16 protein-coding genes are annotated in these 17,125 nt (G+C 68.8%); 11 read left to right on the plus strand and 5 right to left on the minus strand.

Annotated elements, in window-relative coordinates; all coding sequences use genetic code 11:
• Positions 1–172: 172 nt before the first annotated feature.
• From AC1RM6_RS29425 to mtnA, 5 genes are read left to right on the plus strand one after another with little or no spacing between them, the layout of a single operon-like run.
• On the plus strand, positions 173–856 hold the full coding sequence (locus tag AC1RM6_RS29425) for a methylthioribulose 1-phosphate dehydratase (RefSeq protein ID WP_493108054.1): 684 nt from the start codon (positions 173–175) through the stop codon (positions 854–856).
• The gene (locus AC1RM6_RS29430; RefSeq protein ID WP_493108056.1) at positions 853–1,404 is read left to right on the plus strand and encodes a 1,2-dihydroxy-3-keto-5-methylthiopentene dioxygenase; all 552 of its coding nucleotides are present in this window, start codon (positions 853–855) and stop codon (positions 1,402–1,404) included. Before AC1RM6_RS29425 ends, AC1RM6_RS29430 begins: the two co-directional genes overlap by 4 nt.
• On the plus strand, positions 1,401–2,099 hold the full coding sequence (gene mtnC / locus AC1RM6_RS29435; RefSeq protein WP_493108058.1) for an acireductone synthase: 699 nt from the start codon (positions 1,401–1,403) through the stop codon (positions 2,097–2,099). Before AC1RM6_RS29430 ends, mtnC begins: the two co-directional genes overlap by 4 nt.
• On the plus strand, positions 2,096–3,343 hold the full coding sequence (mtnK, locus tag AC1RM6_RS29440) for an S-methyl-5-thioribose kinase (protein WP_493108060.1): 1,248 nt from the start codon (positions 2,096–2,098) through the stop codon (positions 3,341–3,343). The genes mtnC and mtnK overlap by 4 nt, the downstream gene beginning before the upstream one ends.
• Positions 3,340–4,407 carry an S-methyl-5-thioribose-1-phosphate isomerase gene (mtnA, locus tag AC1RM6_RS29445; protein WP_493108063.1) on the plus strand — a complete coding sequence of 356 codons (1,068 nt, stop codon included), beginning with the start codon at positions 3,340–3,342 and terminating at the stop codon, positions 4,405–4,407. Before mtnK ends, mtnA begins: the two co-directional genes overlap by 4 nt.
• 130 nt (positions 4,408–4,537) lie before the next feature.
• Here the strand turns inward: mtnA and AC1RM6_RS29450 are convergent, their stop codons facing one another.
• Positions 4,538–5,854 (minus strand): methyl-accepting chemotaxis protein, encoded by a 1,317-nt coding sequence (locus AC1RM6_RS29450; RefSeq protein WP_493108065.1) that lies wholly within the window; start codon positions 5,852–5,854, stop codon positions 4,538–4,540.
• 247 nt (positions 5,855–6,101) lie between these two features.
• Positions 6,102–7,247 carry a GGDEF domain-containing protein gene (locus AC1RM6_RS29455; protein ID WP_493108067.1) on the minus strand — a complete coding sequence of 382 codons (1,146 nt, stop codon included), beginning with the start codon at positions 7,245–7,247 and terminating at the stop codon, positions 6,102–6,104.
• A 224-nt stretch (positions 7,248–7,471) separates the two neighbouring features.
• Here AC1RM6_RS29455 and AC1RM6_RS29460 point away from each other — a divergent pair, with 224 nt between their 5' ends.
• A complete protein-coding gene (locus AC1RM6_RS29460; RefSeq protein ID WP_493108069.1) occupies positions 7,472–8,293 on the plus strand; it encodes a TrmH family RNA methyltransferase in 822 nt (273 codons plus the stop codon).
• Positions 8,294–8,402: 109 nt separating this feature from the next.
• Entirely contained in the window at positions 8,403–8,606 is a 204-nt protein-coding gene (locus AC1RM6_RS29465; RefSeq protein WP_493108072.1) for a hypothetical protein, read from the plus strand.
• 45 nt (positions 8,607–8,651) lie between these two features.
• On the opposite strand, the gene AC1RM6_RS29470 is transcribed toward AC1RM6_RS29465, so the two are convergent.
• Genes AC1RM6_RS29470 through AC1RM6_RS29480 form a run of 3 tightly spaced genes read right to left on the minus strand, consistent with a single transcriptional unit; the run spans position 8,652 to position 11,559 of the window.
• Positions 8,652–9,629, minus strand: a complete 978-nt coding sequence (locus AC1RM6_RS29470; RefSeq protein WP_493108074.1) for an MBL fold metallo-hydrolase — start codon at positions 9,627–9,629, stop codon at positions 8,652–8,654.
• Positions 9,630–10,286, minus strand: a complete 657-nt coding sequence (locus tag AC1RM6_RS29475; protein ID WP_493108076.1) for a Rossmann-fold NAD(P)-binding domain-containing protein — start codon at positions 10,284–10,286, stop codon at positions 9,630–9,632.
• Between the two features lie 40 nt (positions 10,287–10,326).
• Positions 10,327–11,559 (minus strand): cytochrome P450, encoded by a 1,233-nt coding sequence (locus tag AC1RM6_RS29480; RefSeq protein ID WP_493108078.1) that lies wholly within the window; start codon positions 11,557–11,559, stop codon positions 10,327–10,329.
• Between the two features lie 73 nt (positions 11,560–11,632).
• On the opposite strand from AC1RM6_RS29480, the gene AC1RM6_RS29485 reads away from it, so the two are divergent.
• From AC1RM6_RS29485 to AC1RM6_RS29500, 4 genes are all read left to right on the plus strand, one after another.
• On the plus strand, positions 11,633–12,814 hold the full coding sequence (locus AC1RM6_RS29485; protein WP_493108080.1) for a cystathionine gamma-synthase family protein: 1,182 nt from the start codon (positions 11,633–11,635) through the stop codon (positions 12,812–12,814).
• 216 nt (positions 12,815–13,030) lie between these two features.
• Positions 13,031–14,386, plus strand: coding sequence for a M20/M25/M40 family metallo-hydrolase (locus tag AC1RM6_RS29490; protein ID WP_493108086.1), 1,356 nt, complete (start codon positions 13,031–13,033; stop codon positions 14,384–14,386).
• Between the two features lie 142 nt (positions 14,387–14,528).
• Entirely contained in the window at positions 14,529–16,490 is a 1,962-nt protein-coding gene (locus tag AC1RM6_RS29495; protein ID WP_493108082.1) for an alpha/beta hydrolase family protein, read from the plus strand.
• Positions 16,491–16,513: 23 nt separating this feature from the next.
• Positions 16,514–16,978 carry a VOC family protein gene (locus tag AC1RM6_RS29500; RefSeq protein ID WP_493108084.1) on the plus strand — a complete coding sequence of 155 codons (465 nt, stop codon included), beginning with the start codon at positions 16,514–16,516 and terminating at the stop codon, positions 16,976–16,978.
• The last annotated feature ends 147 nt before the right edge of the window (positions 16,979–17,125 follow it).

Consider the following 17,125-nt stretch of genomic DNA (forward strand, 5'->3'; position numbering starts at 1 on the left):
GGGGTGGGGTGCGACTGAAGCGGCTCGATGCCGCTGAAGGCGCTTCTGGTTCCAGCGCCGACGCTCGCTGCGCTCGCGACCCACCCCAACCCCTCCCTAAAAGGGAGGGGCTCAAAGCTTGGGCATGCGCCAGTCACCGATCTGTCATGCAGCGGTCTTATCAATCGGATCGATGGACAAAAGCGCAGCGCCCGCCCCGCACAGCCTGTTTCGGACCGCCGACGCCGATGCGGCGGCACTGGCGGCGGCGGCCGACGCCATCGTCGCGGCGGGCCGGCGGCTCGATGCGCGCGGGCTCGCGCCGGCCACCGCAGGCAATTATTCGGTGAAGCTCGCCGACGGGACGATCGCGGTGACGGTGTCGGGGGCGCACAAGGGGCGGCTGGCGGCGGAACAGGTGATGCGGGTCGATGGGGAAGGGGCGGCGCTCGACGGCCGGCGGCCGTCGGCCGAGACGCTGCTCCACTGCCTGATCTATGCGCTCGACGGCGGCGCAGGCGGGGTGCTGCACACCCATTCGGTGACCGGGGTGGTGCTCAGCCGGGCGCTCGCCGATGCCGATGCGATCGGCTTCGACGGCTATGAGATGCTCAAGATCTTCCCCGGCATCGACACCCATGCCACGCGGGTGGCGATCCCGCTGGTCGACAACAGCCAGGACATGGTCGCGCTGGCGGCGGCGCTGCGGCCGCGGATCGTCGCGCAGGATCCGATCGTGCCGGCCTTCTATATTCGCGGCCATGGCCTCTATGCCTGGGGCCGCGACCTCGCCGAGGCCGAGAATATGGTCGAGGCGGTCGAATATCTGCTCGCCTGCGAGTGGGAGGCGATGAAGCTGGGGCGGCCGGCGCGATGACGATGCTCACCATCTATGCCGCCGACGCGCCGCACGCCGTCCGCAGCCGGACCGACGACGCCGATGCGATCGCGGCGCTGCTCGCGCCGATCGGCATCGGTTTCGAGCGCTGGCAGGCACCGGTGCGGCTGGCCGAGGATGCCGACGACGCGGCGGTGGTCGCCGCCTATCGCAGCGATATCGACCGGCTGATGGCCGAGCGCGGCTATCGGTCGTGCGACGTGATCCGGCTGCGGCCCGATCATCCCGACCGCGCCGCGCTGCGCGCCAAATTCCTCGCCGAACATGTCCATGCCGATGACGAGGTCCGCTTCTTCGTCGAGGGATCGGGGATATTCTACATCCATGCCGCCGATGCGATCCACGCACTCCTGTGCACCCGCGGCGACCTGATCGCGGTGCCCAGGGGAACCCGCCACTGGTTCGACATGGGGCCGGCGCCGCGCTTCACCGCGATCCGGCTGTTCGCCGATCCCGACGGCTGGATCGTCCGCTTCACCGGCGATCCGATCGCCGATGCGATCCCGCGCTACGAGGGCGCGGCATGATCCCGCGGGCGATCGTCACCGATATCGAGGGGACGACCTCGAGCATCGCCTTCGTCCATGACATCTTGTTCCCCTATGCGCGGTCGCGGCTCGCCGGCTTCGTCGCCGCGCAGGAGGATCGCCTCGCCGACGAGCTGGCGCAGGTCCGTGCCGAGGCGGGCCTGCCCGACCTCGATCGCGACGGCTGCATCGCCCGGCTGCTCGCCTGGCACGATGCCGACCGCAAGCTGACCCCGCTCAAGGCGATCCAGGGGATGATCTGGGCCGAGGGCTATGCCGATGGCAGCCTGCAGAGCCATGTCTTCGCCGATGCGGTGGCGGGGCTGAAGCGCTGGCACGCGCGGGGGATCGCGCTCCATGTCTATTCGTCGGGATCGGTCACAGCGCAGAAATTGCTGTTCGGGCACACCGCTCATGGCGATCTCACGCCTTTGTTCGCGGGCTGGTTCGACACCCATGTCGGCGGCAAGAAGGAGGCGGGCTCCTATCGCGCGATCGCCGCGCGGATCGGCATCCCGGCGCCGCAGATCCTGTTCCTGTCCGACATCGACGCCGAACTCGCTGCGGCGCGCGAAGCGGGGTTCGCGGTCGTGCTGCTGGCGCGCGACGCATTGCCCCAAGACAGCGACTATCCGGTCGCGGGCAACTTCGACGCGATCCTGCCGGACATCATCGAGGAAGGAGCCGCCGCATGACCGCTGCCTATGTCGCGCTGACCGAAGCGACGGTCGCGGATTTTCTGGGCACGGTGCCGGCGCTCGCATCGCGGCTCGGCGGCGATCCGTCCGGCTGGCAGGTGCGCGAGGTCGGCGACGGCAATCTCAACCTGGTGTTCGTGGTGAGCGGCCCCGCGGGCGGGCTGGTCGCCAAGCAGGCGCTGCCCTATGTCCGGATGGTCGGCGAAAGCTGGCCGCTGCCGCTCACCCGCGCCTATCATGAGCGGATCGCGCTGGCCGACCAGGCGCGCCTGGCGCCGACGCGGGTGCCCGCGCTCTACCATCATGACGACGCCATGGCGCTGACGGTGATGGAATTGCTCGATCCGCATATCATCCTGCGCCGCGAGCTGGTCGCCGGGCGGCGCTATCCGGCGATGGCGCGCCACCTCGGCGAGTTTTGCGCCGACACATTGTTCTTCAGTTCGGATCTCGCGGTGCCGGCGGCCGAGCGGCGGGCACGGATCGCGCGCTATCTCGGCAACAGCGCGATGTGCCGGATCACCGAGGATCTGATCTTCGACGAACCCTATTACGACGCGCCGATGAACGCGCACAGCCCCGCGCTCGACGATCTCGTCGCGACGATCCGCGCCGACATAGCGCTCAAGGTCGCCGCGCAGGAGATGAAGCTGCGCTTCCTCGCGGCGCCCGAGGCGCTGCTCCATGGCGATCTCCACACCGGATCGGTGATGGTGACCGCGACCGACACAAGGGTGATCGACCCCGAATTCGCGATCCACGGCCCGATCGGCTTCGATGTCGGGATGGTGATCGCCAATCTGTGGATGACCTATTTCGCCCAGCCCGGGCTCGGCGGCGGCGCCGGCTTCGCCGACTGGCTGCTCGCGCAGGCCGAGACGCTGTGGCGGACCTTCGCGACCCGCTTCGCCGGCCATATGCGGGCATCGCTGCCCGAAGGAGAGGGCGGGGCGCTCTATGCGCGGACCCGCGGCGATCCGGCCTTTCTGGAGGCGGCGATCGATGCGCGGATCGCCGCGATCTGGTCGGACATGCTCGGTTTCGCCGGCTGCGAGATCATCCGCCGCATCCTGGGGCTCGCGCATGTCGCCGATTTCGAGGCGATCGCCGACCCGGGGCTGCGCGCGGCGTGCGAGCGCGAGGCGCTGCACTTCGCCCGCGACCTGCTGGTCGAGCGCGCGGGCTTCGGCGACTGGGCGGCGCTCGATCGCCGGCTGCCGCGCGAGCGCGCGGCGGCGTGAGGATCGACGGGGTCGCGACCCGATCGATCTGGCTCGACGCGGATGGCTGGGGGGTCGGCATCTTCGACCAAAGGCGGCTGCCCTGGGCGGTCGAGCGGCTGATCCTGCGCAGCGTCGACGATGCCGCCGATGCGATCGCCGAAATGGCGACTCGCGGCGCGCCGCTGATCGGTGCGGTCGCGGCTTACGGCCTTGCGCTGGCGCTGAGGGTGCGGACCGACGATGCCGCGCTCGACGACGCCTATCGCCGGCTGCTCGCGACCCGGCCGACCGCGGTCAATCTGCGCTGGGCGCTCGATCGGGTGCTGGCGGCGGTGGCGCCGCTCGACGCATCGGCGCGGGCGGCGGCGGCCTATGCCGAGGCGGGGGCGATCTGCGACGAGGATGTCGCGATCAACCAGGCGATCGGCGAGGCGGGCTTCGCGCTGATCGCCGAGTTCGCCGCGCGCCATCCGGGGCGGCCGGTCCACATCCTCACCCATTGCAACGCCGGCTGGCTGGCGACGGTCGACTGGGGCACCGCGACCGCGCCGATCTATCTGGCGCACGACCGCGGCGTGCCGGTCCATGTCTGGGTCGACGAGACCCGCCCGCGCAACCAGGGCGCGCTCACCGCTTTCGAGCTGGCGGCGCACGGGGTGCCGCACAGCCTGATCGTCGACAATGCCGGCGGGTTGCTGATGCAGCGCGGCGCGGTCGACCTGGTGATCGTCGGCACCGACCGGGTGACCCGCAACGGCGATGTCTGCAACAAGATCGGCACCTATCTGAAGGCGCTCGCCGCGCACGACAACGGCATCCCGTTCGTGGTGGCGCTGCCGTCGACCAGCTATGACCGGACGACCGAGGATGGCGGTTCGGTGCCGATCGAGGAGCGCTCGCCCGACGAGGTGAGGTGGGTGAGCGGGCCGGATGCGGCGGGCGGGATCGCGCGGGTCGCGGTGACCGCGTCAGCGGCGCATAATCCGGGGTTCGACATCACCCCGGCGCGGCTGGTGCGTTGCTATCTGACCGAGAGGGGGCGGTTGGACGATGCCGTGGCGGTTGCGGCGGCGCTGGGGTGAGTGATTGAAGCGGTTCAATGCCGCTGGAGGCGCTTCTGGTTCCAGCGCGCAAGCTCGCTGCGCTCGCACCCACCCCAACCCCTCCCTTGAAAGGGAGGGGCTAAAAAAATGAAGATATGCGCTGGTCGCCTCAGGCCGCGCGGCGGAAGCGCTGGACGTTGGCGGCGGCCGGGCGGGCCTGGGCGGTGTCGACGGTGAAGCCGGCGATGTGGTGGGCGAGTTCGTCGGCAGCGGTCGAGAGGCTGCGGGCGGCGGCGGTGGCCTGTTCGACCATCGCGGCGTTCTGCTGGGTGACCCCGTCCATCTCGGCGACCGCGGTGTTGACCTCCTGGAGGCCCGACGCCTGCTGTTCGGCGGCGCTGGCGATCTTCGACACCATTTTGCTGATCTCGCCGATCCGGCCGATGATGCGCTCGAGCGCCTTGCCGGTCTCGCTGACCAGTTCGACCCCGGCATCGACCTGTTTCGACGAGGCGAGGATGCGGGTCTTGACGTCGCTCGCGGCATCGGCCGAGCGCCCGGCGAGCGCGCGCACCTCGGAAGCGACGACCGCGAAGCCTTTGCCGGCATCGCCGGCGCGGGCGGCCTCGACGCCCGCATTGAGCGCGAGCAGGTTGGTCTGGAAGGCGATGCCGTCGATCACGCTGATGATCTCGGAGATCTCGGCCGAGGACCGCTCGATCCCGGTCATCGCATCGACCGCGCGGCGAACGACCTCGCCCGAATGTTCGGCATCGACCCGGGTTTCCTCGACGACCTGGTTGGCGCTCTTGGCGCCGGCGGCGGTCTGGCGGACGGTCGAGGTGATCTCGTCCATCGCCGCGGCGGTCTCCTCGAGGCTGGCGGCCTGGCGCTCGGTGCGCCGCGACATGTCGTCGGAGGCCTGGAGGATGTTGTCCGATCCGCTGTGGAGGCCCTGGGCGGACTTGCTGACCGCGCTCATTGTTTCGTTCATCGCGTCCATCGCGCGGTTGAAGTCGCTGCGCAGCCCCTCGAAATTGGCGGGGAAGGCGGTGGCGATGCGGTGGGTGAGGTCGCCCTTGGCCAGCCGTTCGAGGCCGGTGCCCAGCGCGCACGCCATCTCGCGTTGCGCCTCGGCGGTGTCGGCCTCTTCCATCTTGGCGCGGAACACGTCCATCGCCTTGGTCATCCGGCCGACGCAGTCGCGATTGTCGGTATGCCGCACCGGGCTGACGAGGTCGCCGGCGGCGAGCGCCTCCATGCGGACCACGGTCTCGACATAGGGTTTGCAGATCAGCACGCCGCCGAGCAGGGTGAGGCCGGTCATGATCGTCGCGGTCACCGCCTCGACGGTGAGGTCGGCGAGCGGGCCGGTCGCGGCGGTCGCGATCAGCGCGGCGCCGCTCGCGCCGACCGCCAGCTGCGCCAGGCTCAGTGCCTTGAACTTGGTGCGAATCGGTGCGTGTTTCTCGAACCAGCTCAACATCGTCATTTCCCCGTCAGAACCGGCGCATGCCGTCGTCTATGGGGTGCTTCTGCCCGAAGAAGGTTATTTCCCTGTTAAACGCATTTCTTGATCCATGATCGGAATAATACGTAGCGAGATTTAAGCGATATCGGATTCAGTTGAAATCGAACGATTATTCGATCCCATAGGAATAGATTGCAGTCTATTCGAATAGACCAAAGTCTAAATGCAGAATGGATGAGTCGGCTATCTCTGCATCTGCCGATCAGAGCGGACGAGGACCGGCGGTCGCGACCTGGCCGCGGCCGCGTTCCTTGGCGCGGTAGAGGAAACGGTCGGCGCGGGCCATCGCATCGCCGATATCGGGATGGTCGGCGCGCAGCATCGCGACCCCGAAGCTGGCGGTGAAGCCGGGCAGGCCGGCCGCCATGGTCGCGGGGATGGCGAGCAGCCGGTCGGCGAGCTTCTCGGCGCGGGCGAGCGTCTGGTCGGGGATGATCGCGACGAACTCGTCGCCGCCCAGCCGGATCAGCGCGCCGCCCTGACCGGCGATGATCGCATCGGTGCGCGCCGCGAATTCGGCGAGCACATGATCGCCCGCGGCATGGCCATGGGTGTCGTTGATCGTCTTGAAATGGTCGATGTCGATCAGGATCACCGCGGTGTCGGGCCGCGACAGGTCGGCGCGATGGCGGTCGAGCCAGGCGCGGTTGTGGGTGCCGGTCAGCGGATCGCGCAGCGCGACCTCCTGCAGCGTCGCGGCGGCGCGTTCGACCAGCAGCGACAGCAAGGCGATGTTGAGCACCGCGAGCAGCAACTGGTCGGCGAGCATCGGCAGCATCGCCCCGAGCTGGAACGCCGACAGCCCGAGCAGGTCGGCGCCGATCGCGATCGCATAGGTCGGGACATAAGCGAGCAGCGCCAGCGCGGCGATCCGCCGGCCATGCGGTGCGCCGGTCGGCCCGCTGCGCAGGATCATCGCGGCGATGCCGGTCTTGACCAGCAGCAGCGCGAGCGTGCCGACCGTGCGCGGCGCCTCGGCGCCGAGCGTGAAGCCCAGCGCATCGAGCCAGGCGAGCCCGCCATAGACCAGGCCCGGCCCGAGCAGCGGTAGCAGCATCCAGCGCGCGAACGGACGGCGGCCGTCGAAGGCGCGGATCCCGGTGAGGATCAGCACGTCCGAGCCGGCAAGCAGCGAATGGAGCAGTGCCCCGGCGACGATGCCCGGCGGTCCGTGCGCGAGTTCGAAGCCGACCAGCACCAGCGCATAGGCGAAGGCGCCGGCCGCCCAATGGCCGAGCGCGCGGTCGTCGGGCCGCCCCAGCCGCAGCACGAGGAACATCGCGCCGAAGGCGAGGCTGGCGAGCATGCTGCACAGCCGCAGCGTGGACAGATCGGGCAGGTCGAACATGGCGCCTCGGGCAGGTGCCGGACCGGACCGGCTGCACGGCAACGCCGCTAACGGGTTGATATTACAAAATGCTTAGCGCGCGAGCGAGTGCAGCCTGTGCAATCTTGTCGCGATCGGCTTGCAATATGCTGGCCCTGCCGGAGCGGGCAGCCGCCGCGAACATCTTCTGCTACAGCGCCGTCGCCATGACAGCCCAGACCCCCGAACCAACGCCGGACAGACCGATGCCGATAGCGATCGACGATGCCGGCGATCCGCGGATCGAGGCCTATCGCGATATCCGCGACCGCGACCTTGTCGGCCGCGACGGGCTGTTCGTGGCCGAGGGCAAGGTGGTGCTCGAGAAACTCGTCGCCAGCGCCGATCATCGCCCGCTCTCGGTGCTGATCGCGGCCAAGCGCGTCGAGGCGCTCGCCCCCATGCTCGCGCAACTGCCGGCCGACGTGCCGGTGTTCGCCGCCGCCCAGCCGGTGATCGACGCGATCGCCGGCTTCCCGCTTCACCGCGGGATATTGGCGATCGGCCGGCGGGTCGCGACCCCGACCGCCGATGCGCTGCTCGCCGGGATCACCGGCGACGGCGACGTGCTGCTGCTGTCGGCGATCGCCAACCATGACAATATCGGCGGAATCTTCCGTAACGCCGCCGCCTTCGGGATCCGGGCGATATTGCTCGACGCCGACTGCTGCGATCCGCTCTACCGCAAGGCGATCCGGGTGTCGGTGGGGGCGGCGCTGCTGGTGCCGTTCGCGCGGATCGATCGTGGCGAGGATGCGCTGGCGCTGCTCGACCGGCACGGCTTCGCGCCGATCGCGCTGAGCCCGGCCGGGGCGACCGAACTCGCCGACTATGTGCCGCGGCCGCGCAACGCGATCCTGCTCGGCGCCGAGGGGCCGGGGCTCGCCGCCGACCTGATCGCGCGCACCGCCAGCGTGAGGATCGACATGGCGGGGGGCTTCGACTCGCTCAACGTCGCGACCACCAGCGGAATCGTGATCCATCATCTGGCGGCGGGGCGGCGGCGGGGGCGCCTTCCCAGGCCGTGAACGCGTGAAAGCGGCTGTGAGCCACACGGGATCGCAGCGAACAGCCGTCTATGGCATAAGAGAGCGGATGGAAGCGGGCCTTGTGCTTCGGTTTCGCAGGAGCATGGACGTGGGCGTCGTCGTGGCACTTATGGCAGGTCTGAGCTTGTTCGCCGCGCTTGTGGCAAATGCCGAAACCCAGCGGCGCAGTGTCGCAAAGGGCGATGGACTGTTTTTGATGTGGGGCAAGGGAGGGATCGCCGGCGCTCTGGCCATGATCGCGGTTTGGGTGATTTACCTTGTGATCGGGAACATCGCCAATCTCTTCGCGTAGAGCGGCCAATCGGCGCGTCGCGCATTCATGAATTCACGGCCTGGGTCAGGCATATTCGGCGACGTCCGCCGGGCGCATCGCGACGAACCGGTCGGGGGCGATGCCCTGCGCCTTCAGCGCCGTGACCAGCCGCAGGGCCGGGTCGTCCCGGGGCTCGTCGGTCAATTTGAAGGTGCCCCAGTGGATGCCGAGCGCGGCGCGGGCATCGAGATCGTGCATGATCTGCACCGCTTCCTCGGGATCGGTGTGCTGGGCGGCCATGAACCAGCGGGGGTCGTAGGCGCCGATCGGCAGCAAGGCGAGGTCGACCGGGCCGAAGCGTGCGCGCATCGCCCGGAAGATCGCGCCGGTGCCATAGCCGGTGTCGCCGGCGAAATAGACCAGCCGCCCCCCGGCGCGCAGCATGAAACCGCTCCACAGCGCCATGCGCCGGTCGCGCATGCCGCGCGACGACCAGTGGGTGGCGGGGACGATATGCGCCTCGGCGCCGGCGGCGATGTCGAACCGGTCGCCCCAGTCGCCCGCCAAGATCCGCGCAGCCGGGATATGGCGATGGACGATCGCGTCGTTGCCGAACGGGGTGACGATCAGCGGATCGTGGCGGGCATGGAGCGCTTTCAGCGTCGCGACGTCGAGATGGTCGTAATGGTTGTGCGACAGCAGGATCGTATCGATCGGCGGCAGATCGTCGAGCGCGATGCCGGGGGCGGTCACCCGCCGCGGCCCGGCAAAGGCGAGCGGGCTGGCGCGATCGGACCAGACCGGATCGGTGAGGATGTTGAGCCCGGCGATCTGGATCAGCAGGGTCGCGTGGCCGACCATCGTCACCCGCAGCCCCGCCACCCGCGCATCGGGGACGACCGGGGCGACCGCGACCGATGCCGGCCATGGCGTGTTCGGCGCGGTCCGCCGCCAGCGCATAATGTCGCGCAGCCCGCGATCGGTGTCGGGCTCGCCGGGATTCAGGAAGCGGGTGCCGTCGAAATGATCGGTGACCGGGCCCCGATAATAAGGATTGCGCATTCAGCGGCGGTCCCGGTCGGCGGCGCGCGCGACATCGGCCGACGAGACGATATGGGTGCCCGCCGCGCCGGCGATCGCCGCCTCGACCAGCAGCGCCGCGACGGTCGCGGCCGGGCTGATCCGCGCGCTCGCCGGCAGGATCGGCGCTGCAATGCCGAGCAGCTTGCCGACGAACCGCTCCGTCGGCCGCGCGGCGGCGCGATGGCCGCCGAGGAAGCCGGGGCGGACGATCGTCAGCGACGGGAAATCGAGCCCGCCGATCGCCTGTTCGAGCTCGCCCTTGATCCTTGTGTAGCGGAAGAGCGACCGGGCATCGGCGCCCATCGACGAGGTCAATGCGAAGCGGGTCGCGCCGTGGCGGCGAAGCTGCGCGGCGATCGCGAGCGCATAGTCATGGTCGATCGCGCGATAGGCCGCGGGCGACGGGGTCTGCGCGCGGGTGGTGCCGATTGCGCCGATGCCGCCGTCCACATCCCACCAGGGGGCGTCGGGCTGCAGGTCGCTGCTGTCGACGATCGGGTTGAGCAGCTTGGGATGTGGGGCGATGGGGCGGCGGCTCGGCGCCACCACCTGCGTCACGCGCGCATCGGCGAGCAACAACGCCAATGCTTCGCCGCCGACCAGTCCCGTTGCGCCTGCCAGGAGGATTTTTGCCATTGCGCTTATCTAGGAACGGCTGGGCAACGATATAAGGCCTTCAAGTCGGTATCATCCGCACCGGCAGCGCGATCGGGCCGCGCACCGACAGGCCGCGTTTATAGGCGGGCGCGTCGCCGGCGAGGTCGATCGCGCGGGTCCGCCGCAGCAGCGTCGTGAAGACGATCTCCATGTCGAGCCGGGCGAGGTGATTGCCGAGGCAGACATGGGCGCCGCTGCCGAAGGCGAGATGGCGGTTCGGTGCGCGCCCTATGTCGAACCGGTCGGCTTGGTCGAACATCGCCGGATCGCGATTGGCGGCGCCGTAGAGCAGCCCGATCTTCGCGCCCTTGGGCAGCATCCTGCCCGCGACCACGGCATCCTCGGTCAGATAGCGGTGGAAGAAGGGCAGCGGGGCCTCGTAGCGGAACATCTCCTGGATCGTCGTCGCGATCAGCCGGGGATCGTCGCGCAGCGACTGCATCGCCGCGGGGAAGCGCAGCAGCAGATGGAGGCCGCTGCCGAGCATGTCGATCGACGAGCCATGCCCCGCCATCAGGATCAGCATGCAGGTCGAGATCAGCTCGTCCTCGCTCATCGTTCCGGCCTGCCGCGCGAGGACGAGGGTGCCGAGCAGGTCGTCGCGCGGAGCGCTCTCGCGCTGCGCGATCAGGCCGACGAGATAGTCGTAGAATTCGGTGGTCGCGATCTCGGCGCGCCGCTTGCGATCGTCGCTGCGGTCGACGTCGAAAAATTGGACGATGTCGTCGGACCAGGTCCGCAGCCGGTGCGCATGCTCTTCGGGCACGCCGAGCATCGCGCCGATGACATGGCCGGGCACCTGCGCGGCGAAATCCTCGACGAAATCGATCGGCCCGCCTGCCAGCAACCGGTCGAGCAGGCGGTCGACGAAGCCCTGGATCGCGGCGCGCTGCTGCGCGATCCGGGCCGGGGTGAAGGCGCGGAAGACCAGGCGGCGCAACCGGTCATGGACCGCGCCGTCCGAATCGAGCAGGCTGAACTGCACGAAGCGGGCATGATGGGGCATGTCGTGCCAGTTCTGCGCGATCTTCTGCCGCGCGATCTCGGCTGGGTCGAAGACCGGTTCGAGCGAACGGACGAATGTCGGGTTGGTGGCCGCCGCGGCGACATCGGCATGGCGCGAGAGCAGCCAGACATCGAACGGAGCATGATGGACCGGCCCGTCCTGCCCGCGCAGCGCGGCATAGGCCGGATAGGGATCGCGTGCGAATTCGGCGGAAAGCGGGTCGAAATCGAAAGCCGAATTGATCATTCCGGAGCGGCCCCTAAAGTCATTGTGCCTGCCGCGTTCGCGGCGTTCCCCATCAAGCCGACAGGAACCCGCAATGTCGATCGAAACCAAGCATCCGGCCACGATCCTCGCCTGGGGCGGCGAGGAACAGCCGCTCGCCTTCGGCGCGGCGCAGGTGCCGATCGTCCAGAGCGCGCCCTTCGCCTATCCCGATGTCGACAGCTGGCTGGCGGCGGCGCTCGGCACGGCGGAAGGCCATATCTACAGCCGCAACACCAACCCGACCGTCGCGGTGTTCGAGGAGAAGGTCCGGCTGCTCGAAGGCGCCGAGGCGGCGACCAGCTTCGCGACCGGCATGGCGGCGATCTCGAACACATTGTTCACGCTGTTGCGGCCGGGCGACAAGGTGGTGTCGATCACCGACAGCTATGGCGGCACCAGCAAGATATTCCTCGATATCCTGCCGCAGATGGGGGTGGAGGCGGTGCTGGTCGACACCGACGATGCCGATGCGATCGACCGCGCGATCGCCGCCGGATGCCGGCTGGTCTATCTCGAGACCCCGACCAACCCGACGCTCAAGATCCTCGACCTCGCCCGCGCCACCGCCAGCGCGCGGGCTGCGGGCGCGATCTCGGTGGTCGACAACACCTTCGCGACCCCGATCAACCAGCGGCCGCTGGCGCTGGGCGCCGACCTGGTCGTGCACAGCGCGACCAAGTTCCTCGGCGGGCATGACGATGCGCTGGGCGGGATCGTCGCCGGCCGGGCCGACCTGGTCAAAAGCATCTTCCAGTATCGCGAGATCACCGGCGCGACGCTGGCGGCGTTCCCCGCCTATCTGCTGCTGCGCGGGATGAAGACGCTCGAACTGCGGGTGCGGCGGCAGAACGAGACCGCGCTGGCGATCGCGCGGATGCTGCGCGCGCATCCCGCGGTCGCTGCAGTCTTCTATCCCGGGCTCGAGGATCATCCCCGCCACGCCATCGCCGCGCGCCAGATGGAGGGTTATGGCGGGGTGCTGAGCTTCTCGCTCAAGGGCGACTTCGACAGCGTCAAGCGGGTGCTGAACGCGCTCATATTCGCGCATCGCGCGGCGAGCCTGGGGTCGGTCAACACGCTGGCGGGGCCGCCGGCGACCACCAGCCATGTCGAATGCACCCCCGACCAGCGCCGCGACCTCGGTATACCCGAAGGGCTGATCCGCTATTCGTGCGGGATCGAGGATGTCCGCGACCTGATCGCCGATCTGGAGAATGCGCTGAAGGCGGCGTGATCGATTGCCGCCGCGATGGCGGCCATGCAACAGATGATGGCGGGCCGGTCGAGGGGGATTTTCATGAAGCTTGCAACGCGGACGGTCTTTCATTGGCGGTCGAAGCTTTCCCCCTTTTCCGTTCATGTCGAGCGTCGTCGAGACATGCTCCACCACCGCGAGGTGTCTCGACTACGCTCGACACGAACGGGTCAGAGTTCAACGCCATTGGCACTGCTGGTGGCCCTTGCGGGAACGCTGGCGGCTCCCCCGCCGGCCTGCGCCGCGTCCGATCCGGCGCTGGCCAAGGCGATCCTGATCCGGTCGATCGGTTTCAGGACCGAGGAGGGGGCGGGGCAGGTGCCGCGGCTCGCCGCTTATTATGCGTCGGTGCTCAAGGAGGCGGGCTTCGCCGATGCCGATATCCGCATCACCCCGATCGGCGAGACCGCGACGCTGGCGGTCACGCTCAAGGGCAGCGACCCGAAGCTCAAGCCGCTGCTGCTGAGCGGGCATATGGACGTGGTCGCCGCCAAGCGCGCCGACTGGACCCGCGACCCTTATGTGCCGGTCGAGGAGAATGGCTATATTTTCGGCCGCGGCGCGCAGGACAATAAATATGACGTCGCGATGATGATCGCGACCTTGGTGCGGCTGAAGAAGGAAGGCTTCGTGCCGCGCCGGTCGATCGTCCTGCTGCTGTCGGGCGACGAGGAAACCGCGATGGCGACGACCCAAAAGCTGGCGCGCGACTATAAGGACGCCGAACTGCTGCTCAACGGCGATGGCGGCGGCGGGCTGCTCGATGCGCAGGGCAAGCCGGTGATGTTCCGGGTCCAGGGCGGCGAGAAGACCTATGCCGATATCGAGGTGAGCTTCACCGACCCCGGCGGCCATTCGAGCCGCCCGACCGCGACCAATCCGGTCTATCGGATGGCGCATGCGCTCGAACGGATCGAGGGGTTTCGCTTTCCGCCGGCAGCGAACGAGCTGACCCGTGCGACCCTGCTCGCGGCGTCGAAGACCACCCCGGGCGAGATCGGCGCGGCGATGGCGGCCTTTGCGAAGGACCCGACCGACACGGCGGCGGCCGATCTTCTGTCCAGCCGGCCAGAATATGTCGGCCAGATCCGCACGACCTGCGTCGCGACGATGGTCAATGCCGGCCATGCCCCGAACGCGCTGCCGCAGCGCGCCGCCTTCACCGTCAACTGCCGGATCTTCCCGGGGGTGCCGGTCGATAGCGTCAAGACCCAGCTGGTGAAGATCATCGCCGACCCCAGCGCGACGGTGACGATCCTCGGCGAGCCGCCGTTCAGCGACGCCTCGCCGATGCGCAAGGACCTGATGGATGCGGTCGGCCGCGCGATCGCCGTGCGTTATCCCGGAACCGAGATCGTCCCCAGCATGGACGCCGGCCAGAGCGACAGCGTCTATTTCCGCGCTTTGGGAGTGCCATCCTATGGCATCGCGTCGCTGTTCATCCGCAGCGAGGACAGTTTCCTCCACGGGCTGAACGAACGGGTGCCGGTCGCCGGAATCCCGGGGGCGCTCGACCAGTGGCATGGGGTGATCGTCGCGCTGGCGAAGTGAGCCCGGCCGGGGATCGGCGGCGCGGCGACCCGCCGCGCCGAAATGCGCGGTTTTCGGTCGGAATCGGACCGATCGCCTTATTGCCGGGCCGCCGCCGCGCTGGCACATTCGCGGCCTTCCGGGGGATGAATCGATGGGGCGCATGACAGGATATTCCAGGCTGGTGGCGATCGCCGCCTGCGCGGTGCTGGGGCTGGCGGCCCCGGTCGCACCGCTGGCCGCCGCCGCGGCACCGCCGCTGGCGGTCTATGGCCAGCTGCCCGGGGTCGAGCGGGCCGCGATCTCGCGCTCGGGCGACCATGTCGCGATGATCGGGGTGATCGACGGGGTGCGCAGCCTGCTCGTCCTCGATCAGAGCAAGAAGTCGATGCTCAGCTTTCCGATGGGCGATGCCAAGATCCGCGGCATCTACTGGGCCGGCGACGATCGCGTCCTCGTCTACAAGTCGGACACCACCAAGCTCATGGGCTTCACCACCGACATGGCCGAACTCTACACGATGGTGGTCATTCCGCTCGACGGCGGCAAGGCCTGGCCGGTGTTCGGCCGGGAGGCGAAGATCAAGGGCGGGGTCCGGCAATATCTGGGCATCCAGCAGCGCGACGGGCGCTATTATGGTTATTTCAGCGGGATCACCCTCGACGGCGATTTCCGGTCGTCCGATCCCTATCTGACCAGCACCAACCCGGTGCTGTACGAGGTCGACCTGCAGACCCAGCAGACCCGGGCGATTGCGCCGCGGCTTGAAGGGCGCGGCTGGCGCGACTGGGTGATGGGCCCGGGTGGCAAGGTCGGCGCGACGCTCGACTATCTGTCGACCAGCGGCGCCTGGACGATCCGCAATGGCGAGGGCGCGAAGATCGGCGAGGGCGTCAGTCCGCTCGGCGACATCGGCCTGGTCAGCCTCGGGGCGACTCCCGATACGCTGGTGTTCAGCGAACGGCGCAAGGGGGACGATGAGCGGCTGTACGAACTGCCGCTGGCGGGCGGGTCGCCGAAGGAGATTCTTGCCGATGCCCCGCTCGACGCCGCCTATTTCGATCCGCTGAGCGGGCAGCTCGCCGGCTATCGCAAAGAAGGGGATGTCCCGGCCTACAGCTTTTTCGACGCCTATCGCCAGAAGGTCGTCAACGGGACGATGAAGGCGTTTCCGGGGCTGTCGGTGAAGCTGATCGGCTGGAACGACCGGTTCGACCGCGTCATCGTCATGACCGAAGGTACCGGCGACCCGCAGACCTGGTGGATGGTCGACATCAAGACCGGCCAGGCGCGTGACCTGGGGGTGTCCTATCCGATCGACGCCGCCGATGTCGGGCCGATGCGCATGGTCCAGTACAAGGCCGCCGACGGCCAGGAGATCGGCGCGGTGCTGACCCTGCCGCCGGGGCGGCCGGCGAAGAATCTGCCGGTGGTGATCTTCCCGCATGGCGGCCCGGCCGCGCGCGACTATCCGGTGTTCGACTGGTGGGCGCAGGCGTTCGCGTCGCGCGGCTATGCGGTGCTCCAGCCCAATTTCCGCGGATCGACCGGCTATGGCACCGCCTTCCGGCGCGCGGGCAATGGCGAGTGGGGGCGCAAGATGCAGAGCGACATCTCCGACGGCCTCGCCTTTCTCGCCGCCCAGGGGATCGCCGATACGAAGCGCGCCTGCATCATGGGGGCGAGCTATGGCGGCTATGCGGCGCTGGCGGGGGTGACCCTCCAGCACGGCCTCTATCGCTGCGCGGTCGCGGTGGCGGGGGTCAGCGATGTCGCCCGGATGGCCGCCGCCGACATCAGCGGATCCGGTTACGACGCGACGATGAAGCGGGCGATCGAGGAGGAGATCGGCACCCGCCAGGATCTGCGCCCGGTTTCGCCGGTCAATTTCGCGGCGCAGGCCGACGTGCCGATCCTGCTGATCCATGGCAAGGACGATACCGTCGTGCCCTACGGCCAGAGCAGCGACATGGCCGCGGCGCTGCGTCGCGCGGGCAAGCCGGTCGAACTGGTGACGCTGCCCGGCGAGGATCACTGGCTTTCGACCGGCGAAACCCGGCTGAAGATGCTCGAGGCGGCGGTCGGCTTCGTCGTGGCGCATAATCCGCCCGATCCGGCGCCATGAGCCGCGAGCGGGGACGCCCCGTCATGCGCGCGGTCCGCGGAGCCTTGCCGGTGATGCTGCTGTGCGCGGGGCTGGCGCCGGGCGCGCCGGCGGCCGAGCCGGCCGGCCGGATCACCGGGGTCGGCGGGATCTTCGTGCGGAGCAAGGACCCCAAGGCGCTGATGGCCTGGTATCGCGATGTCCTCGGCATCAAGGTCGAGGCGTGGGGCGGGGCGGCGCTCGCCTATGACGCGCCCGCGCATCCGCCGGCGGTGATCTTCAACGCTTTCGGCCAGGCGAGCGCCTATATGGCGCCATCGACGCGCGACTATATGCTGAACTTCGCGGTCGACGACCTGTCGGTCTTTCTCGACCGGCTGAAGGCCAAGGGCGTGACGATCCTCAAGCGCGACGACAGCGACCCGAGCGGGAAGTTCGCCTGGATCCTCGATCCCGACGGCACCAAGATCGAGCTGTGGCAGCCGACGCCGGAGCCGGCGGCGAACTAGGTGCGTGGGGCCGGTAGGGCTGTGCATGCGGTCGGTCGGGTGAGGGGATCCCTCAAGCCATCCCTTCCGCCGTCATGCTGAACTTGTTTCAGCATCCACCGTGCGACAAGGGGCCGTTCCCGAGAGGAAGAGTGGATGCTGAAACAA

It is taken from the genome of Rhizorhabdus sp. GW822-FHT03C02 (assembly GCF_058801765.1).

What these genes read in the sequence shown, in the direction of transcription:
- AC1RM6_RS29425 (WP_493108054.1), top strand. Translation starts at nt 173, where the DNA reads ATGGACAAAAGCGCAGCGCCCGCCCCGCACAGCCTGTTTCGGACCGCC.
- AC1RM6_RS29430 (WP_493108056.1), top strand. Translation starts at nt 853, where the DNA reads ATGACGATGCTCACCATCTATGCCGCCGACGCGCCGCACGCCGTCCGC.
- mtnC (WP_493108058.1), top strand. Translation starts at nt 1,401, where the DNA reads ATGATCCCGCGGGCGATCGTCACCGATATCGAGGGGACGACCTCGAGC.
- mtnK (WP_493108060.1), top strand. Translation starts at nt 2,096, where the DNA reads ATGACCGCTGCCTATGTCGCGCTGACCGAAGCGACGGTCGCGGATTTT.
- AC1RM6_RS29450 (WP_493108065.1), bottom strand. Translation starts at nt 5,854, where the DNA reads ATGTTGAGCTGGTTCGAGAAACACGCACCGATTCGCACCAAGTTCAAG.
- AC1RM6_RS29455 (WP_493108067.1), bottom strand. Translation starts at nt 7,247, where the DNA reads ATGTTCGACCTGCCCGATCTGTCCACGCTGCGGCTGTGCAGCATGCTC.
- AC1RM6_RS29460 (WP_493108069.1), top strand. Translation starts at nt 7,472, where the DNA reads ATGCCGATAGCGATCGACGATGCCGGCGATCCGCGGATCGAGGCCTAT.
- AC1RM6_RS29470 (WP_493108074.1), bottom strand. Translation starts at nt 9,629, where the DNA reads ATGCGCAATCCTTATTATCGGGGCCCGGTCACCGATCATTTCGACGGC.
- AC1RM6_RS29475 (WP_493108076.1), bottom strand. Translation starts at nt 10,286, where the DNA reads ATGGCAAAAATCCTCCTGGCAGGCGCAACGGGACTGGTCGGCGGCGAA.
- AC1RM6_RS29480 (WP_493108078.1), bottom strand. Translation starts at nt 11,559, where the DNA reads ATGATCAATTCGGCTTTCGATTTCGACCCGCTTTCCGCCGAATTCGCA.
- AC1RM6_RS29485 (WP_493108080.1), top strand. Translation starts at nt 11,633, where the DNA reads ATGTCGATCGAAACCAAGCATCCGGCCACGATCCTCGCCTGGGGCGGC.
- AC1RM6_RS29495 (WP_493108082.1), top strand. Translation starts at nt 14,529, where the DNA reads ATGACAGGATATTCCAGGCTGGTGGCGATCGCCGCCTGCGCGGTGCTG.
- AC1RM6_RS29500 (WP_493108084.1), top strand. Translation starts at nt 16,514, where the DNA reads ATGCGCGCGGTCCGCGGAGCCTTGCCGGTGATGCTGCTGTGCGCGGGG.